A 15,344-nucleotide genomic window follows, 5' to 3' on the forward strand; every position below is an offset into this window, starting at 1 on the left:
CAGCGCCCCTTCTTCAAACTCAGCCAGCCAGCGCGACGGCAATTTCTGCCGCGAGTCGAGCATTGTTTTCCACCAACGCAATGTTGGTCTTTAGGCTCTGGCCGTCGGTCAGGTTGAAGATCGTGCTGAGCAGGTAAGGGGTTACTTCCTTGCCGCTGATTTCGTCGCGCTCGGCGCTGTCGAGGGCGCGCTCGATATAGATTTCCATTTCCTCGCGGGGGATCTCGTCTGCCTCCGGCACCGGATTGGCAATGAGCATGCCGCCGTCAATGCCGAGCTGCTCACGTACAGTCTGGAAGTTGGCGATGGCAGCCGGGCTGTTCAGCGTCAGCGGACTGCGCAATCCGGACGAGCGTGACCAGAAGGCCGGGAATTCCTCGCTCTCGTAGGTGACGACAGGCACGCCCGCGGTCTCCAGGACTTCAAGGGTCTTCGGTATATCGAGGATCGCCTTGGCGCCGGCACAAACGACGATGACGCTGGTGCGGCCGAGTTCCTCGAGGTCAGCGGAGATATCGAAGCTTTCTTCCGCGCCGCGGTGGACGCCACCGATGCCACCCGTTGCAAAGACCTTGATGCCGGCACGCTCGGCGGCGATCATCGTTGCTGCGACGGTCGTTGCGCCGTGACGGCGCTCGGCGATCGCAAAGGCGAGATCGGCGCGCGAAACCTTGAGGACGTCCTTGGCCTGCGCCAATTGCTCCAACTGGTCGGATTCGAGGCCGATATGCAGCGTACCGTGAATGACCGCGATGGTGGCTGGGACCGCGCCCTGCTCACGAATGAGCGCCTCGACGCTGCGGGCCATCTCGATGTTGCCAGGGTAGGGCATGCCATGGGTGATGATGGTCGATTCAAGCGCCACGATCGGCGCGCCGCGCTGCTTGGCGCTTGCGACTTCCTTGGAGTAGGCGATCGGCAGGAGGGGGGAGATCGGTTTCGTCATTGTCGCTTCCATTTCATCGGTATTGCCTTCAATGCAAAATTCTCGCCGGCGGAACAAGGGAAAGTGTCTCCCTCACGAGATCTGGGGAGAGGTTTTCATTGACGGCATGCGGCGATTGTACGGTAAGTGCCGCGGCCGCGGCGCCCTCCCTGATGGCATCGGCCAAGGAAATTCCACGCATCAATCCGGAGATAACGCCGGCTGCAAGCGAGTCACCCGCACCGGTGACATCCGCGACATCTTCGAGGTTTGCCGGCTGCTGGGCAACAACATGGCGATCCGCGAAGGCGATCAGCTCGCGTTGGCCGCGGGTGACGACGCCACCGCGTAAACCGATGTCACCCAGCAGTGACGGCCAGTGCGCGGGATCGTTTGGGCGCTCGCCGCTCAATGCGGCAGCCTCGGCCTCGTTGAGGAAAAGATAGTCGATCCCTTCGATGCATGGTTTGAGCTTGAGGGCCTTCGCGGGCGAGATGGCGATCGCGCCCACCGGCTTGCCGAGAGCTTTTGCGCGCTCGACGATCGATGCCAGCGTCTCTGCCGGCAGGTTGGCATCAATGAGAATGAAATCGGTGGCGGCAAAGGCGTCACGTACGGCACGGATCGAAAGGCGCCGCGGCACAAACATCCGATAGAGATCCATGTCGGCAAGCGCAATCACGAGGTTTCCGTCGTTCTCGATGATTGCGGTGTAACTCGGCGTCTTCCGATCCAGGAAAATGAAGGGGCGATCATGAACCCCAGCGAAGTCGGCCGCCTCGCCGACCATCTCGCCGATCGGATCGCCGCCACGCGGTGAAATCATCGTCACATCGAAGCCCAACCTGGCAAGGTTGCGCGCCGCATTGAAGCCGCCGCCGCCCGGCTCCTCAAACCATGAGCCTGGATTGCTGGCGCCGAGCACGGTGTCACCTGAGATGCGTCCGCGCCTGTCGATGTGGGCTCCGCCGAGGACAAGAATCTTCCGCTTCATTTCATCGTCCCGCATGGTCGAAAGATACGAATCGTCCTGCCGCCGCTGGTCGGCTGGCGACCAGAGCGCTATATCTAAGCCGTTGCATTCCATCACGAAAACAAATGTAGAACACTGGCAATTTTACCTTTTTGTTTCAATCATTTGCTCCCAGCTTGCGCAATGAGAACAAATGCGGTACAAAATCGCCATCGCTGGCGACATTGCTTGAGCGGCTTCAATAACCTAAAGGTGGATCGAATGTCACAGAATACATTGCGGCTTGTAGAGGACAAATCGGTGGACAAAAGCAAGGCACTTGAAGCGGCACTCTCACAGATCGAGCGGTCGTTCGGCAAGGGCTCAATCATGAAGCTCGGCTCGAACGAGAACGTCGTCGAGATCGAAACGGTTTCGACAGGTTCTCTCGGGTTGGATATCGCGCTCGGCATCGGCGGCCTTCCAAAGGGCCGTATCATTGAGATTTACGGACCAGAAAGCTCGGGTAAGACGACGCTGGCGCTGCAGACGATAGCGGAATCGCAGAAGAAGGGTGGCATCTGTGCCTTCGTCGATGCGGAACACGCGCTTGACCCGGTTTACGCCCGAAAGCTCGGTGTCGATCTGCAGAACCTCCTGATCTCGCAGCCGGATACTGGCGAGCAGGCGCTCGAGATCACCGATACGCTGGTGCGTTCCGGCGCTGTCGACGTTCTTGTTGTCGACTCGGTTGCCGCGCTGACGCCGCGTGCCGAAATCGAAGGCGAAATGGGCGACAATCTGCCGGGCCTTCAGGCGCGCCTGATGAGCCAGGCGCTGCGCAAGCTGACGGCTTCGATTTCGAAGTCCAACACCATGGTCATCTTCATCAACCAGATCCGCATGAAGATTGGTGTCATGTTCGGTTCGCCGGAAACGACGACCGGCGGCAACGCGCTGAAATTCTATGCGTCCGTTCGCCTCGACATCCGTCGTATCGGTGCGGTCAAGGAGCGCGAAGAGGTCATCGGCAACCAGACGCGCGTCAAGGTCGTCAAGAACAAGATGGCGCCTCCCTTCAAGCAGGTCGAATTCGACATCATGTATGGTGAAGGCGTTTCGAAGACCGGCGAGTTGGTCGACCTTGGCGTCAAGGCTGGTATCGTCGAGAAATCAGGGGCCTGGTTCTCCTATAACAGCCAGCGTCTTGGCCAGGGCCGCGAAAATGCGAAGCTGTTCCTGCGTGACAATCCGGATCTCCTGCGCGAGATCGAGACGGCGCTTCGTCAGAATGCTGGCCTGATTGCGGACCGCTTCCTGCAGAATGGCGGCCCTGATGCAAATGACGGCGACGAGGCTGCAGACGGCTGATTTGCCTGACGGTTTCCCAGAGTTCAAAACCGGTCGCATTCCTAATGAGATTGCGGCCGGTTTTGTTTGTCTGCTGGACAGTGGTTAAGGCGAGCGATAAAAGCCACTGGATTTAAGTTTTGACCTGCCTTCCGGCAGCATTGAAGGGCATAGCATGAGCGGTGTGAATGATATCCGGTCGACCTTCCTCGACTACTTCAAGAAGAACGGCCACGAAATCGTTCCGTCGAGCCCGCTGGTGCCGCGCAACGATCCGACGCTGATGTTCACCAATGCCGGCATGGTGCAGTTCAAGAACGTTTTCACCGGTCTGGAGCAGCGTCCATACAAGACGGCCTCGACCGCGCAGAAGTGCGTCCGCGCCGGCGGCAAGCATAACGACCTTGATAACGTTGGCTACACCGCACGCCACCACACCTTCTTCGAGATGCTCGGCAACTTCTCATTCGGCGATTACTTCAAGGAGCGGGCGATCGAGCTTGCCTGGAACCTGATCACCAAGGAATTTGCGCTCGACGCCAAGCGGCTGCTGGTCACCGTCTATCACACGGATGATGAGGCCTTTAACCTCTGGAAGAAGATCGCAGGCCTGCCGGACGAGAAGATCATCCGTATTCCCACCAGCGACAATTTCTGGGCGATGGGTGATACCGGCCCGTGCGGCCCATGCTCGGAAATCTTCTACGACCACGGCGCTCACATCTGGGGCGGCCCTCCCGGTTCGCCGGAGGAAGATGGTGACCGCTTCATCGAGATCTGGAACCTCGTCTTCATGCAGTACGAGCAGGTCACGAAGGAAGAGCGCATCGACCTTCCGCGTCCGTCGATCGATACCGGTATGGGACTGGAGCGCGTCGCGGCAGTTCTGCAGGGCAAGCACGATAACTACGACATTGACCTGTTCCGTGCCCTGATCGAGGCTTCCGAGGAGGTCACGGGTGTAAGGGCCGAGGGCGAGCGCCGTGCGAGCCACCGTGTCATCGCCGACCACCTGCGCTCCTCCGCGTTCCTGATTGCCGATGGCGTGTTGCCGTCCAACGAAGGCCGCGGCTACGTGCTTCGCCGCATCATGCGCCGCGCAATGCGCCACGCCGAGCTCCTGGGTGCCAAGGAACCGATGATCTGGAAGCTGTTGCCGACACTCGTTCAGGAGATGGGTCGCGCCTATCCGGAGCTGGTGCGTGCGGAATCGCTGATCTCCGAGACGCTGAAGCTGGAGGAAACTCGATTCCGCAAGACGCTGGAGCGTGGTCTTTCACTGCTTTCCGATGCAACGACGACGCTCGGCAAGGGCGACATGCTCGACGGCGAAACCGCGTTCAAGCTTTACGACACCTATGGCTTCCCACTCGATCTGACGCAGGATGCGCTGCGCGCCCGCGAAATCGGCGTCGACATATCAGGCTTTACGGACGCCATGGAACGCCAGAAGGCCGAGGCGCGCTCGCACTGGGCCGGCTCCGGCGACAAGGCTACCGAGACGATCTGGTTTGAACTCAAGGAAAAGCACGGCGCGTCCGAGTTCCTCGGCTACGACACTGAGACCGCAGAAGGCGTTGTTCAGGCCATCGTGAAGGACGGTGCCGCGGTCGATGCTGCGTCGGCCGGCGACAAGGTTCAGATCGTCGTCAACCAAACGCCGTTCTACGGCGAGTCCGGCGGCCAGATGGGCGATACCGGTGTCATCACCTCCGATACCGCGAAGGTTGAAATCACCGACACCCAGAAGAAGGGCGAGGGCCTCTTCGTCCACATCGGCATTGTTGTCGAGGGCACAGTGAAGGCCGGCGAGCCGGTTGCGTTGACGGTCGACCATGCGCGCCGTTCGCGTCTGCGCGCGAACCACTCCGCCACCCACTTGCTGCACGAGGCGCTGCGCGAAGTGTTGGGCACGCATGTGGCTCAGAAGGGCTCGCTCGTTGCGCCCGAGCGCCTGCGCTTCGACGTTTCGCATCCAAAGCCGATGACGGCCGACGAGCTGAAGGTCGTCGAGGACATGGCGAACGAGATCGTGTTGCAGAATTCGCCGGTCACGACGCGCCTGATGAGCGTCGATGACGCGATCTCGGAAGGCGCCATGGCGCTGTTCGGCGAAAAATACGGTGACGAGGTCCGCGTCGTGGCCATGGGCCAGGGCGTGCGCGGCGCAAAGGCCGGCAAGGCCTATTCGATCGAACTTTGCGGCGGCACGCATGTCGGCGCGACCGGTCAGATTGGGCTGATCCGCATTCTCGGCGAAAGCGCGGTAGGCGCCGGCGTGCGTCGTATCGAGGCGGTCACCGGCGAATCTGCGCGCGAATACCTGGCGGAACAGGACGAGCGCGTCAAATCGCTCGCAACGTCGCTGAAGGTGCAGCCGGCCGATGTTCTTGCTCGCGTTGAGGCGCTGGTGGACGAACGCCGGAAGCTCGAGCGTGAGCTGGCCGATGCCAAACGCAAGCTTGCGATGGGCGGAGGGCAGGGCGGCCCTGCCGATGCGGTTCGTGATGTTGCCGGCGTCAAGTTCCTCGGCAAGGCAATTTCCGGAGTCGATCCCAAGGACCTCAAGGGCTTGGCCGATGATGGCAAGGCAAGCCTCGGTTCCGGTGTCGTCGCGCTGATCGGCGTCGCCGAAGACGGCAAGGCGAGCGCAGTGGTTGCCGTGACCCCGGATCTGACGAGCCGGTTCAGCGCCGTCGATCTCGTGCGCGTTGCATCGGCGGCTCTTGGGGGCAAAGGTGGCGGCGGTCGTCCCGATATGGCCCAGGCCGGTGGTCCGGATGGGACGAAGGCTGATGAAGCCATTGAGGCCGTTGCGGTCGCACTGGCAAGCTGAGCGAATTGAAGTTTGTAAAGGTCTTAGAGAGGCGGGGCTGGTCCCCGCCTTTTTCTTTGCGGATTCGCCAAAGTCCGCAGGATTTGTCAAACCGGGCTATGGTTTTCTGCAGCCGATCGATTTGCAGGAGGTTTTGACAATGAACGGCGAAACGGCATGGGCGCTCTACGAGAACCGTCTCAGACGGGTATCAGCCTATATCCATGATCATCTCGACGAAGAACTCGACATGGATAAACTTGCCGGGATCGCCTGCATGTCGAGCTACCACTGGCATCGGATCTACCACGCGATTTTCGGCGAGACACTCGCGGCGACAGTCAAGCGATTAAGGCTGCATCGTGCAGCCGGCGACATGGTTCGCACGGATCTTTCTGTCGGGGAGATAGCAAAGCGATCAGGCTATCCCAACCTCCAGTCTTTCAACCGTATCTTCAAATCGGTCTATGGCATGCCGCCAGGTCAGTACAGGAAAGAGGGAAGCCATAAAGCCTTTGAACCCTCACCTAACGGAAAGACTGCAGCGATGTTCGACGTTACCCTACGGAAGATTGAGCCAATTCAATTGCTCGGAGTGCCGCACACCGGCTCGTACATGCAGATCGGCAAGGCGTTCGAGACCTTGTTCGGCACGCTCTATGCGCGCGGGCTTGCCAAGCCGACGATGCGGATGATCGGTGTTTATCTGGATGATCCCGATATCGTGCCGCCCGAGAAGCTGCGCTCGATCGCATGTGTGACTACGGACGGCGAGGTTGTCGCGACGGCGCCGTTCGAAGCGCGGATGCTCGACGGAGGCGAGTATGCCGTACTGCGTCACAAGGGGCCTTATGCAGACATGCACAAGGCTTACCAGTGGCTTTATGCGGAATGGTTGCCCGCCTCGGGTCGGCAGCTTCGCGACAGTGTGATGTTCGAGGAATACCTCAACAACCCACGTGAGGTTCCGCCGACCGAGCTCTTGACCGATATCTACATGGCGCTTGCCTGAGCGACCTGTTTCTACTGGGCAGCCTTCATGGCTTCGTCATCGATCGCGGTGGCACGCTTGTAGGCCGGGCGATCGGAGATGCGGCCGAGATAGTTGAGGAACGCTGGGCGCTTTTCAAGCGTACCTGTGCTCATGCCCCAGCCAATATGGGAGCCGACGTAAACATCGGCTCCCGTGAAACGATTGCCGGCAACGTAAGGTGTCGCACTGACGGCGCCTTCAAGCGCGTTCATCACGTCGGCGAAACTGCCATATCCCGCCATCCGGGCTTTGTCTGGTGGCGTCTCGAAGCCCAATGCCTTGTTGGTCGCCGCTGCCTCCAGCGGTCCGGCGGTAAAGAACATCCAGCGGTAGTAGCTGCCGCGTTCATCTGATGTTGGAGCGAGCCCGGCTTCGGGGAAGGTCTCAGCGAGGTAGGCGCAGATCGCTGCGCACTCAGTCACGATCGTTTTTCCGTGCCTGATGGCCGGGACCTTTCCCATCGGGTTGACGGCGAGATATTCAGGCGCCTTCATCGTTCCGCCGAAGGTCATGATCTCTGTTTTGTACGGTACGCCTGTCTCTTCCAGCATCCAGCGGGCGATGCGGCCGCGCGACATGGGGTTCGTATAAAATACCAGTTCGTCTGCCATGAACTCCTCCTCGTTTGCTGAATGCAGCGTATCAAGTCCGCCATCAGGGACATAGGACAGAGAGGTCCGGCGCAAAGGCCCTAACTATCTACAGCGGCTTGCGATATTGGATGAAACCGGATCGTTCGGCGATCCTGTCGTAGAGTCTTCGGGCGGTGGCGTTTGTTTCATGCGTCATCCAGTAGAGCCGGCCAGCCCCATTCGCGCGGGCAAGATCCGCCACGGCATCGATGAGAGCCGCACCTGTGCCGAGACCGCGCTGCGTGTCGTCGACATAGAGGTCCTGAAGATAGCAGGTGTATTTCGGCAGCCAGGTCGAACGGTGGAAAATCGCATGAACGATACCGACAAGGCGGCCGCTGTCGTCGAAGGCGCCAAGCGCGTGCATGTCTTCGCCTGGATCCTGAAATCGGCTCCAGGTCAGGTTCGTCGTCTCGGGCGGGATAACAACCTCGTAGAAGCGCTGGTAGCCGGCCCACAGAGGCTCCCAGGCGACCCGGTCGGATGGTTGCAGCGGACGGATTGTTATGGTCATCCTCTTGTTCCCTTTGCTTGTCCTTGAAACGAAAACGGCGGGGAAATCCCCGCCGTCCATTCGGATATTGGCCTTGGCTTAGGCCATCGCCTTCTGCAGGTTCTGATCGATCTTGTCGAGGAAGGCAGTCGTGGAGAGCCACGGCTGATCCGGACCGATGAGCAGCGCCAGGTCCTTGGTCATGAAGCCGGCTTCGACGGTGTCGACGCAAACCTTTTCGAGCGTCGCTGCGAACTTTGCGAGTTCCGCATTGTCGTCGAGCTTGGCACGATGGGCGAGGCCGCGGGTCCAGGCGAAGATCGAGGCGATTGAGTTCGTCGAGGTTTCCTGGCCCTTCTGGTGCTGGCGGTAGTGGCGGGTAACCGTGCCGTGTGCGGCTTCGGCTTCGACCGTCTTGCCATCCGGCGTAAGCAGAACGGAGGTCATCAGGCCGAGCGAACCGAAGCCCTGGGCAACCGTGTCCGACTGGACGTCGCCGTCGTAGTTCTTGCATGCCCAGACATAGCCGCCGGACCACTTCAGCGCCGAAGCGACCATGTCGTCGATCAGGCGGTGCTCGTAGGTGATGCCGATTTCCTTGAACTGGTCCTTGAACTCGGTCTCGTAGACTTCCTCGAAGATGTCCTTGAAGCGGCCGTCATAGGCCTTGAGGATGGTGTTCTTGGTCGACAGGTAGACTGGCCACTTGCGCATCAGGCCGTACATCATCGAAGCGCGGGCGAATTCGCGGATCGACTCGTCGAGGTTGTACATGGCCATGGCAACGCCGGCGCCGGGGGCGTCGAAGACTTCCTTTTCGATGACCTGCCCGTCTTCTCCGACGAACTTGATGGTCAGCTTGCCCTTGCCCGGGAATTTGAAGTCGGTCGCGCGGTATTGATCACCGAAGGCATGACGGCCAACGACGATCGGCTGCGTCCAGCCGGGAACCAGGCGCGGAACGTTCTTGCAGATGATCGGCTCGCGGAAGATGACGCCGCCGAGGATGTTGCGGATCGTGCCGTTCGGGCTCTTCCACATCTGCTTGAGGTTGAATTCCTTGACGCGTGCCTCATCTGGCGTGATTGTCGCGCACTTGATGCCGACGCCGTGCTTCTTGATGGCGTTGGCGGCGTCGATCGTCACCTGGTCATTTGTGGCGTCGCGGTTTTCAACGGAAAGATCGAAGTAATCGATCTCGAGGTCGAGATACGGATGGATCAGCTTATCCTTGATGAGCTGCCAAATGATGCGAGTCATTTCATCGCCGTCGAGATCGGCGACGGGATTGGCGACCTTGATCTTCTTCATGTATCTGCCTCGTTAAGCTTGGAAGGGACCGACGTCCCGGGTGGGTGATATAAAAATCCCGAGCGCTATAGCATTGTGGACCGGGAGTGCAAAGCCGGAAGCAGGATGCGGCGGCGTTTTTGCGGCCATTGCCAAGCGGAGGAAAATGGCTAGTCTCCGGCGCAAAACCATTGCCCGGATATTCGCCATGAAGAAGATTCCCCTTGTCCTCGCGATCCTGCTCGGTTCGACCTCGCCGATGCTTGCCGCCGACGTTACCGCGCCTGTGAAGGAGATCATGGATGCGACGATCAAGAACTGGTCGGGCGCAGATAGCGACTGGATCGACATCTTTGATCCGGGCAAGCTATCGCGGCTTTACAGCAAGGATTTCGTGACGAAATACCAGGGAGCGATCCAGAACCCGGCTGCTGACGAAGATGGTGTCTCGCCCTTCGACTACGATGTGATCGTGAATGGTGAGGATGCGTGTCCACTCGAAGATTTGACCTATGAGCCGAAGCCGACCGCCGGTGGCGCGACGGAGGTCGTCGTCACCTTCAAGAAGGCAACCTGCATGGACGACGGATCGGACAAGCAGGCGGTGACGACCGTTCGATTCGAGATGCTTGAAGAAGCCGGCAAGCCTGTTATCGACGACATCGTCACCGAGGGCGATCCCGGGCAACCGGCGAACTCGCTCAAGAATACGATGGTGCAGATCGCCAAAGGTCAGTGAAGCGCGGACTGCATTTTTCCAACGAAGCCTGTGTGCTACGTTTTCGTTGTTGAAGGGCGGCCGCTTCGGGTGATGGGGGGGCCGTCCTCGGTGTGTCGAGAAATTCCCTCGGCCATTGGCTGTCGGGGGCTGAATGAGAGGCCAGGGCCGCTTGCTTTCCGGTTTTGATTTCCGCGACTGGCTTCTCGCCAACGACCCGGCGCTCTCGCGCTTGCGAATGGCGTCGCGCGTGACGCTGACAATGGCGCTCTCGTTCGGGGTGCTATTGGCAATCGACAGGCTGCTGCTTCCGCTTCCGACCGCCGCATATGGGTTGGGGCTTGTCCTGTCGATCGAGGGTGGCGTCGCGGTAAAGGACAAGGGGAGCGCACCGCAACTCGTGACACGCTTGCTCGGCTGTGCCGCAAGTGTCTGTGTCGTCGGCCTTGCCGCGGCCCTGGAATCAAATCGCATCGTTTCGGATGTGGCCTTTCTCATCATCATCTTTCTTGCTGCTGCCGGGCGAGTGTTCGGGCCACGCGGACACGCAATCGGCATGTTCGCCTTCACCTCCTATTTCATGGGTGCCTATTTCCGCCCCCCGCTTGGTGAGCTTCCGTTGATTGCGATGGGGCCCATCGTTCCGGCATTGATCGGGCATGTCGTGCGCTCTCTTGTCCTCCCCGATGATTGGCGCCCGGATCTCTTGCGCTCACTCGAAAGTGTGCGCGGCCGCATCAACCAGATCCTGTTCAAGATCGCGACGCTCGCCTCCGTTGGGCGAATGACGGCGAGGGATGCGCACAAATTAGAGCAGTTGGAAAACCGCCTGAAGGAAGTCGTTCTGATGGCCGAGGGGTTCATTCCGCGGCCGCCGTCCGGCGTGTTTGATGGTACGGAGCCTGCGGCAATCCTGGCGATCCGACTGTTCGACGTCCATCTTGCCGCGGAGAGTGCGATTGTGCTGAGCTCGCGGAGCTTGCCGCCGTTCGCTCTCGTTCATGCCGTCATCGAGGGCGATCCCGTTCTGGTGGAGGCGAAGAAATCGGATGATCTGCAGGCCAAGACGGCTCGATCCTTGATCCGGCTGGGAGAGGCGCGAGCGCTCCTCTCGGAAACGATCGAGAAGGGCTACTCGACAGGATTTGCCGAAGTCGGGGCCGTAACCGAAGCGACTGCTGCTCCCGCGAAGATCGACTTCTCGCTGGCCAATCCCCTGATCCGCGCGGCCCTGCAGATTACGCTGGCATCGGCAATCGCAATGACCCTCGGGCTGATGCTGTCACGCGAACGTTGGTTCTGGGCGGTGCTTGCATCCTTCCTGGTGTTCACCAACACGAATTCGCGTGGTGATACGGCGATGAAGGCCCTCCAACGCTCGCTTGGGACGCTGTTCGGGATTGCGATGGGCTTGTTTCTCGCAACAGCTCTGACGGGGCATATGGCGGTTGCCCTAGTAATCACCACGATTGCCATCTTTCTGGCCTTCTATTTTCTTCAGACATCCTACGCGACAATGACCTTCTTCGTATCGATTGCGCTTTGCCTAGTCTATGGCATGACGGGATCGCTGACAGTCGACCTGCTGTTGCTGCGCGTCGAAGAAACAATGCTTGGGGCTGCAGCGGGCACGTTCATTGCCTTCGTCGTTTTTCCTGCGCGAACGCGCAGCGCGCTCAATACGGCGCTGGCGACGTGGTTTTCGGCATTGGAAGAGCTGCTTTCTGCCGCAGCGGCGGGCGAAGCAACGAACGCGTTGATCGCTCTTTCGCAGAAGCTCGATGCGGCTTACCGGGACATAGCTGCAGCTGCTCGCCCACTCGGTTCGACCTGGTCGGTTGTCACCAGGCCGGGACACATACGGCAGACGCTCGCGATCTTTCTTGCGGCGACCTATTGGGCGCGAATCCTGGCGAAGGATTTCGACAGGAGCGCGTGTGACAACGATGGCATGAAACTGATCGATGCTGAACGTGAGCGTGCGACGCTTCTCGCAAAGCGCCAGTCTGACTGCTTCTTCGTCGACCAAAAGGCCAGCAGTGCACCGGAACGGCATTTGCCGCTGTCGCATGCGGGTGCGCGCCTTGGGGTCGAGATGATCGGCTCGACGCTCGATCGCCTCTACCCGAATGGTTGACCCTTGCCGTTTCGGCCCGGCTTGGCTATTCCGCCCGTAGCAAAAGGATCCAGCGTCATGGCAGGCACGAACAGCGAGCGGCAACTTCTCACGGAAGGTCCGGTAATCATTCTCGTCGAACCCCAAATGGGGGAGAACATTGGGATGGTCGCGCGGGCCATGGCGAATTTCGGCCTCTCGGTACTGAGGCTCGTCAATCCGCGTGACGGTTGGCCGAACGAGAAGGCACAGGCCGCCGCCTCGAAGGCCGACCACGTCATCGAGGGCACCAAGGTCTACGACACACTCGAGCAAGCTATCGCCGACCTGAACTTCGTTTATGCAACGACAGCGCGTGAGCGCGATGGCTTCAAGCCCGTACGGTCGCCCGTCGTGGCGGCGCAAACGCTGCGCGCGAAATTCCAGGCAGGCGAGGGCAGCGGCATCCTGTTCGGCCGCGAGCGCTGGGGACTCACGAACGAGGAGGTTGCGCTGGCCGACGAGATCGTCACCTTCCCGGTCAATCCTGCCTTTGCGTCGCTCAACATCGCCCAGGCGGTATTGCTGATGTCCTACGAGTGGATGAAGTCGGGCATGGAGGATGTCGGATCCGTTCCCTTCCAGGCGATGTCGCAGACGCAATCCACGAAGGAACAATTGTTCGGTCTCTACGACCAGTTGGAAGAAGCGCTGGATGCACGCAATTATTTCCATCCACCCGCGAAAAAGCCGAAAATGGTAGACAACCTCAGGGCAGTCCTTTCCCGTCGCGCGTTCACGGAGCAGGAAATCAGCGTGTTGCGCGGCGTAATCTCCTCCCTCGACCGCTTCTCGCGGAAATATCCGCGCGGGAGGCGGCCGCCTGTCGACGTCAAGGAACAGTCGGAAGATGACAGCAGCGCTGAATGAGCTGAAACCGGTTCTGGTCTTCGATTCCGGTATCGGAGGGCTGACCGTATTGCGGGAGGCGCGCGTGCTGATGCCGGAGCGCGGCTTCATCTACATTGCTGACGATGCCGGCTTTCCCTATGGCGGCTGGGAAGAGCAAGCACTGAAGGAACGGATCATTGGTCTTTTCGCCAAGCTGCTTGACGAGCATGATCCCGAAGTCTGCATCATCGCCTGCAACACGGCCTTTACGCTTGTTGGCGCCGATCTGCGTGCGGCGTTTCCGCAGATGACCTTCGTCGGCACGGTACCGGCGATCAAGCCGGCCGCCGAGCGGACACGCTCGGGGCTTGTCTCCGTGTTGGCAACGCCGGGTACGGTCAAGCGGGCCTATACGCGCGACCTGATCCAGTCCTTCGCGCAGCAGTGCCATGTGCGTCTGGTCGGGTCCGAAAATCTGGCCCGAATGGCCGAGGCCTATATCCGCGGTGATGTGGTGTCGGATGAGGCTGTTCTTTCCGAGATAGATCAATGCTTCGTGGAGAAAGACGGATCGAAGACCGATATCGTCGTGCTCGCCTGCACGCACTATCCCTTCATGGCGAACGTCTTCCGTCGACTTGCGCCCTGGCCGGTAGATTGGCTCGATCCCGCTGAGGCAATTGCCCGGCGTGCCCGCAGCCTCGTGCCGCATGTCGCCGATGCCGTGCATCCCGATAATTTCGACTTTGCGGTCTTCACCTCAGGCAATCCCGATTTTGCGACGAGGCGGCTGATGCAGGGTTTTGGTCTCAAGGCTTGATGGGCTGCTTGCAGGGCTGACCGGCTGGTCAGGCGGTTCCCGCGCAATCGCGTCGAACGTTGATGCGATAGGGGCTTTCGCAAGACCTAATGACTGCGCAAACTGAGGGTTGTGATTCGCATCGATCCCGCCAGGCTCCGCATGTCTTTCCAAAAACTTGTTATGGCTATCTTCTTCCTGCAACCGATTGCATTTGGCAGCTGGTTGCCGCGCATTCCCGAAATCCAGGCTCGTCTGGGGCTCGGTCCTGCTGATCTTGCGCTGGCGCTGCTCGGCATGCCGGTCGGCATCCTCACGACGCTGCCTGTCGCCGGACGTGTGGTGTCGCGCATCGGCGGCAAAACCACCGTCATCGCAGGATTTGTAGTTTTCTCGGTGATTGTCTGCCTTCCGGCCTTCTCCCGGACGCCGGTTGAATTGTTCATCGCGCTTGCCCTCCTTGGCGTTGCCATGTCGACGCTGGAGCTTGGGTTGAATGTCGAAGCCGATCGTGCTGAGAAGGATACCGGCTCTGTAATTATGAACCGGTGCCATGGCTTCTGGAGCCTAGGCATCATGGCCGGCAGCCTGCTTGGTTCGGGAATGGTGGCGATTGCCGTGCCGGCCGAATGGGCGATCATGGCGGCAGCCTTCGTCGTTTTGCCGTTTGCCATAGTGGCAAGTCTCCGCCTGCCGCCCGATCGCGAAGCTGGCGCGGCTCCGCCGCATATGCCGTTCAAGCTGCCAAGCAGCGCGCTTCTCGGCATCTGCGCCTTCGTCTTCGGGATTACGATGACCGAAGGAGCGATCGCCGACTGGTCTGCCGTCTATCTCAAGGACGTTTTCCAGACCGACGGCATGATGACCGGTATCGGATATACGATTTTCGCCATGATGGTGGCGGTGGGCCGTTTCAGCGGCGACCATCTGAAACAGCGCCTCGGGGCGATTTCACTGGCCCGGGGCTGCGGCGCGGCTTCGCTGGTGGGCATGCTCATGGTCGTCTTTGCCTGGCATAGCCTGGTGACGCTGGCGGGCTTTGCACTGGTTGGGATCGGTGTGTCGGTCGGCTTTCCGTTGGCTGTTACCGCGGCGGCAAGCCTCAGGGATCGACCGGCGGCCGCCAATGTCGCGATCCTATCCTTCATGGCACTGACCGGCTTTCTGATCGGACCGCCTCTGATCGGTTTTATCGCGGAGGTATCAGGGCTACGGGTCGGATTGGCGGTCTTGCTGGTACCTCTCGCGGTCAGCCTGGCCTTTACGCGAATGTTGAAGGCAAGTTTCTGACGTTTTTCTTCTGTGGGTTTGTGCGGGCGTGTTGCCAAAGACACGGCCAAACCTGCTAGGA

At 60.0% G+C, this 15,344-nt stretch carries 13 protein-coding genes; 8 read left to right on the forward strand and 5 right to left on the reverse strand.

All coding sequences use genetic code 11. The features are described from left to right. Positions 1-19: 19 nt before the first annotated feature. Together AC1DE4_RS05160 and AC1DE4_RS05165 are read right to left on the reverse strand one after the other, a co-directional pair. Entirely contained in the window at positions 20-946 is a 927-nt protein-coding gene (locus AC1DE4_RS05160) for a pseudouridine-5'-phosphate glycosidase (RefSeq protein ID WP_477880367.1), read from the reverse strand. A 28-nt stretch (positions 947-974) separates the two neighbouring features. Continuing rightward, complete coding sequence (locus tag AC1DE4_RS05165) at positions 975-1,919, reverse strand: carbohydrate kinase family protein (RefSeq protein ID WP_025661689.1); 945 nt, start codon at positions 1,917-1,919, stop codon at positions 975-977. A gap of 240 nt (positions 1,920-2,159) precedes the next feature. Here AC1DE4_RS05165 and recA point away from each other — a divergent pair, with 240 nt between their 5' ends. The 3 genes from recA (at position 2,160) to AC1DE4_RS05180 (ending at position 7,054) form a co-directional block, all read left to right on the forward strand. Next, positions 2,160-3,248 (forward strand): recombinase RecA, encoded by a 1,089-nt coding sequence (gene recA, locus AC1DE4_RS05170; protein WP_016554154.1) that lies wholly within the window; start codon positions 2,160-2,162, stop codon positions 3,246-3,248. A 154-nt stretch (positions 3,249-3,402) separates the two neighbouring features. Further along, positions 3,403-6,063: an alanine--tRNA ligase gene (gene alaS, locus AC1DE4_RS05175; RefSeq protein WP_477880369.1), complete on the forward strand. Its 2,661-nt coding sequence runs from the start codon at positions 3,403-3,405 to the stop codon at positions 6,061-6,063. Positions 6,064-6,202: 139 nt separating this feature from the next. Beyond that, entirely contained in the window at positions 6,203-7,054 is an 852-nt protein-coding gene (locus tag AC1DE4_RS05180) for an AraC family transcriptional regulator (protein WP_025661691.1), read from the forward strand. A gap of 11 nt (positions 7,055-7,065) precedes the next feature. Here AC1DE4_RS05180 and AC1DE4_RS05185 read toward each other — a convergent pair whose 3' ends face one another. The 3 genes from AC1DE4_RS05185 to AC1DE4_RS05195 all read right to left on the reverse strand — a co-directional run bounded on the left by AC1DE4_RS05185 (position 7,066) and on the right by AC1DE4_RS05195 (position 9,511). After that, entirely contained in the window at positions 7,066-7,686 is a 621-nt protein-coding gene (locus tag AC1DE4_RS05185; protein ID WP_018854856.1) for a glutathione S-transferase family protein, read from the reverse strand. An 88-nt stretch (positions 7,687-7,774) separates the two neighbouring features. After that, the gene (locus AC1DE4_RS05190) at positions 7,775-8,221 is read right to left on the reverse strand and encodes a GNAT family N-acetyltransferase (RefSeq protein ID WP_025661692.1); all 447 of its coding nucleotides are present in this window, start codon (positions 8,219-8,221) and stop codon (positions 7,775-7,777) included. A gap of 78 nt (positions 8,222-8,299) precedes the next feature. After that, a complete protein-coding gene (locus tag AC1DE4_RS05195) occupies positions 8,300-9,511 on the reverse strand; it encodes an NADP-dependent isocitrate dehydrogenase (protein WP_018854858.1) in 1,212 nt (403 codons plus the stop codon). A gap of 187 nt (positions 9,512-9,698) precedes the next feature. Here AC1DE4_RS05195 and AC1DE4_RS05200 point away from each other — a divergent pair, with 187 nt between their 5' ends. From AC1DE4_RS05200 to AC1DE4_RS05220, 5 genes are all read left to right on the forward strand, one after another. Further along, complete coding sequence (locus AC1DE4_RS05200; protein WP_025661693.1) at positions 9,699-10,229, forward strand: hypothetical protein; 531 nt, start codon at positions 9,699-9,701, stop codon at positions 10,227-10,229. A gap of 133 nt (positions 10,230-10,362) precedes the next feature. Next, the gene (locus tag AC1DE4_RS05205; protein ID WP_477880373.1) at positions 10,363-12,345 is read left to right on the forward strand and encodes an FUSC family protein; all 1,983 of its coding nucleotides are present in this window, start codon (positions 10,363-10,365) and stop codon (positions 12,343-12,345) included. Between the two features lie 57 nt (positions 12,346-12,402). Further along, on the forward strand, positions 12,403-13,233 hold the full coding sequence (locus AC1DE4_RS05210) for an RNA methyltransferase (protein WP_018854861.1): 831 nt from the start codon (positions 12,403-12,405) through the stop codon (positions 13,231-13,233). After that, positions 13,214-14,014, forward strand: coding sequence for a glutamate racemase (murI, locus tag AC1DE4_RS05215; RefSeq protein WP_025661695.1), 801 nt, complete (start codon positions 13,214-13,216; stop codon positions 14,012-14,014). The genes AC1DE4_RS05210 and murI overlap by 20 nt, the downstream gene beginning before the upstream one ends. A 141-nt stretch (positions 14,015-14,155) precedes the next feature. Further along, positions 14,156-15,283 (forward strand): MFS transporter, encoded by a 1,128-nt coding sequence (locus tag AC1DE4_RS05220; protein ID WP_025661696.1) that lies wholly within the window; start codon positions 14,156-14,158, stop codon positions 15,281-15,283. Positions 15,284-15,344: the final 61 nt, after the last annotated feature.

Source organism: Rhizobium sp. 10N414, assembly GCF_056394785.1.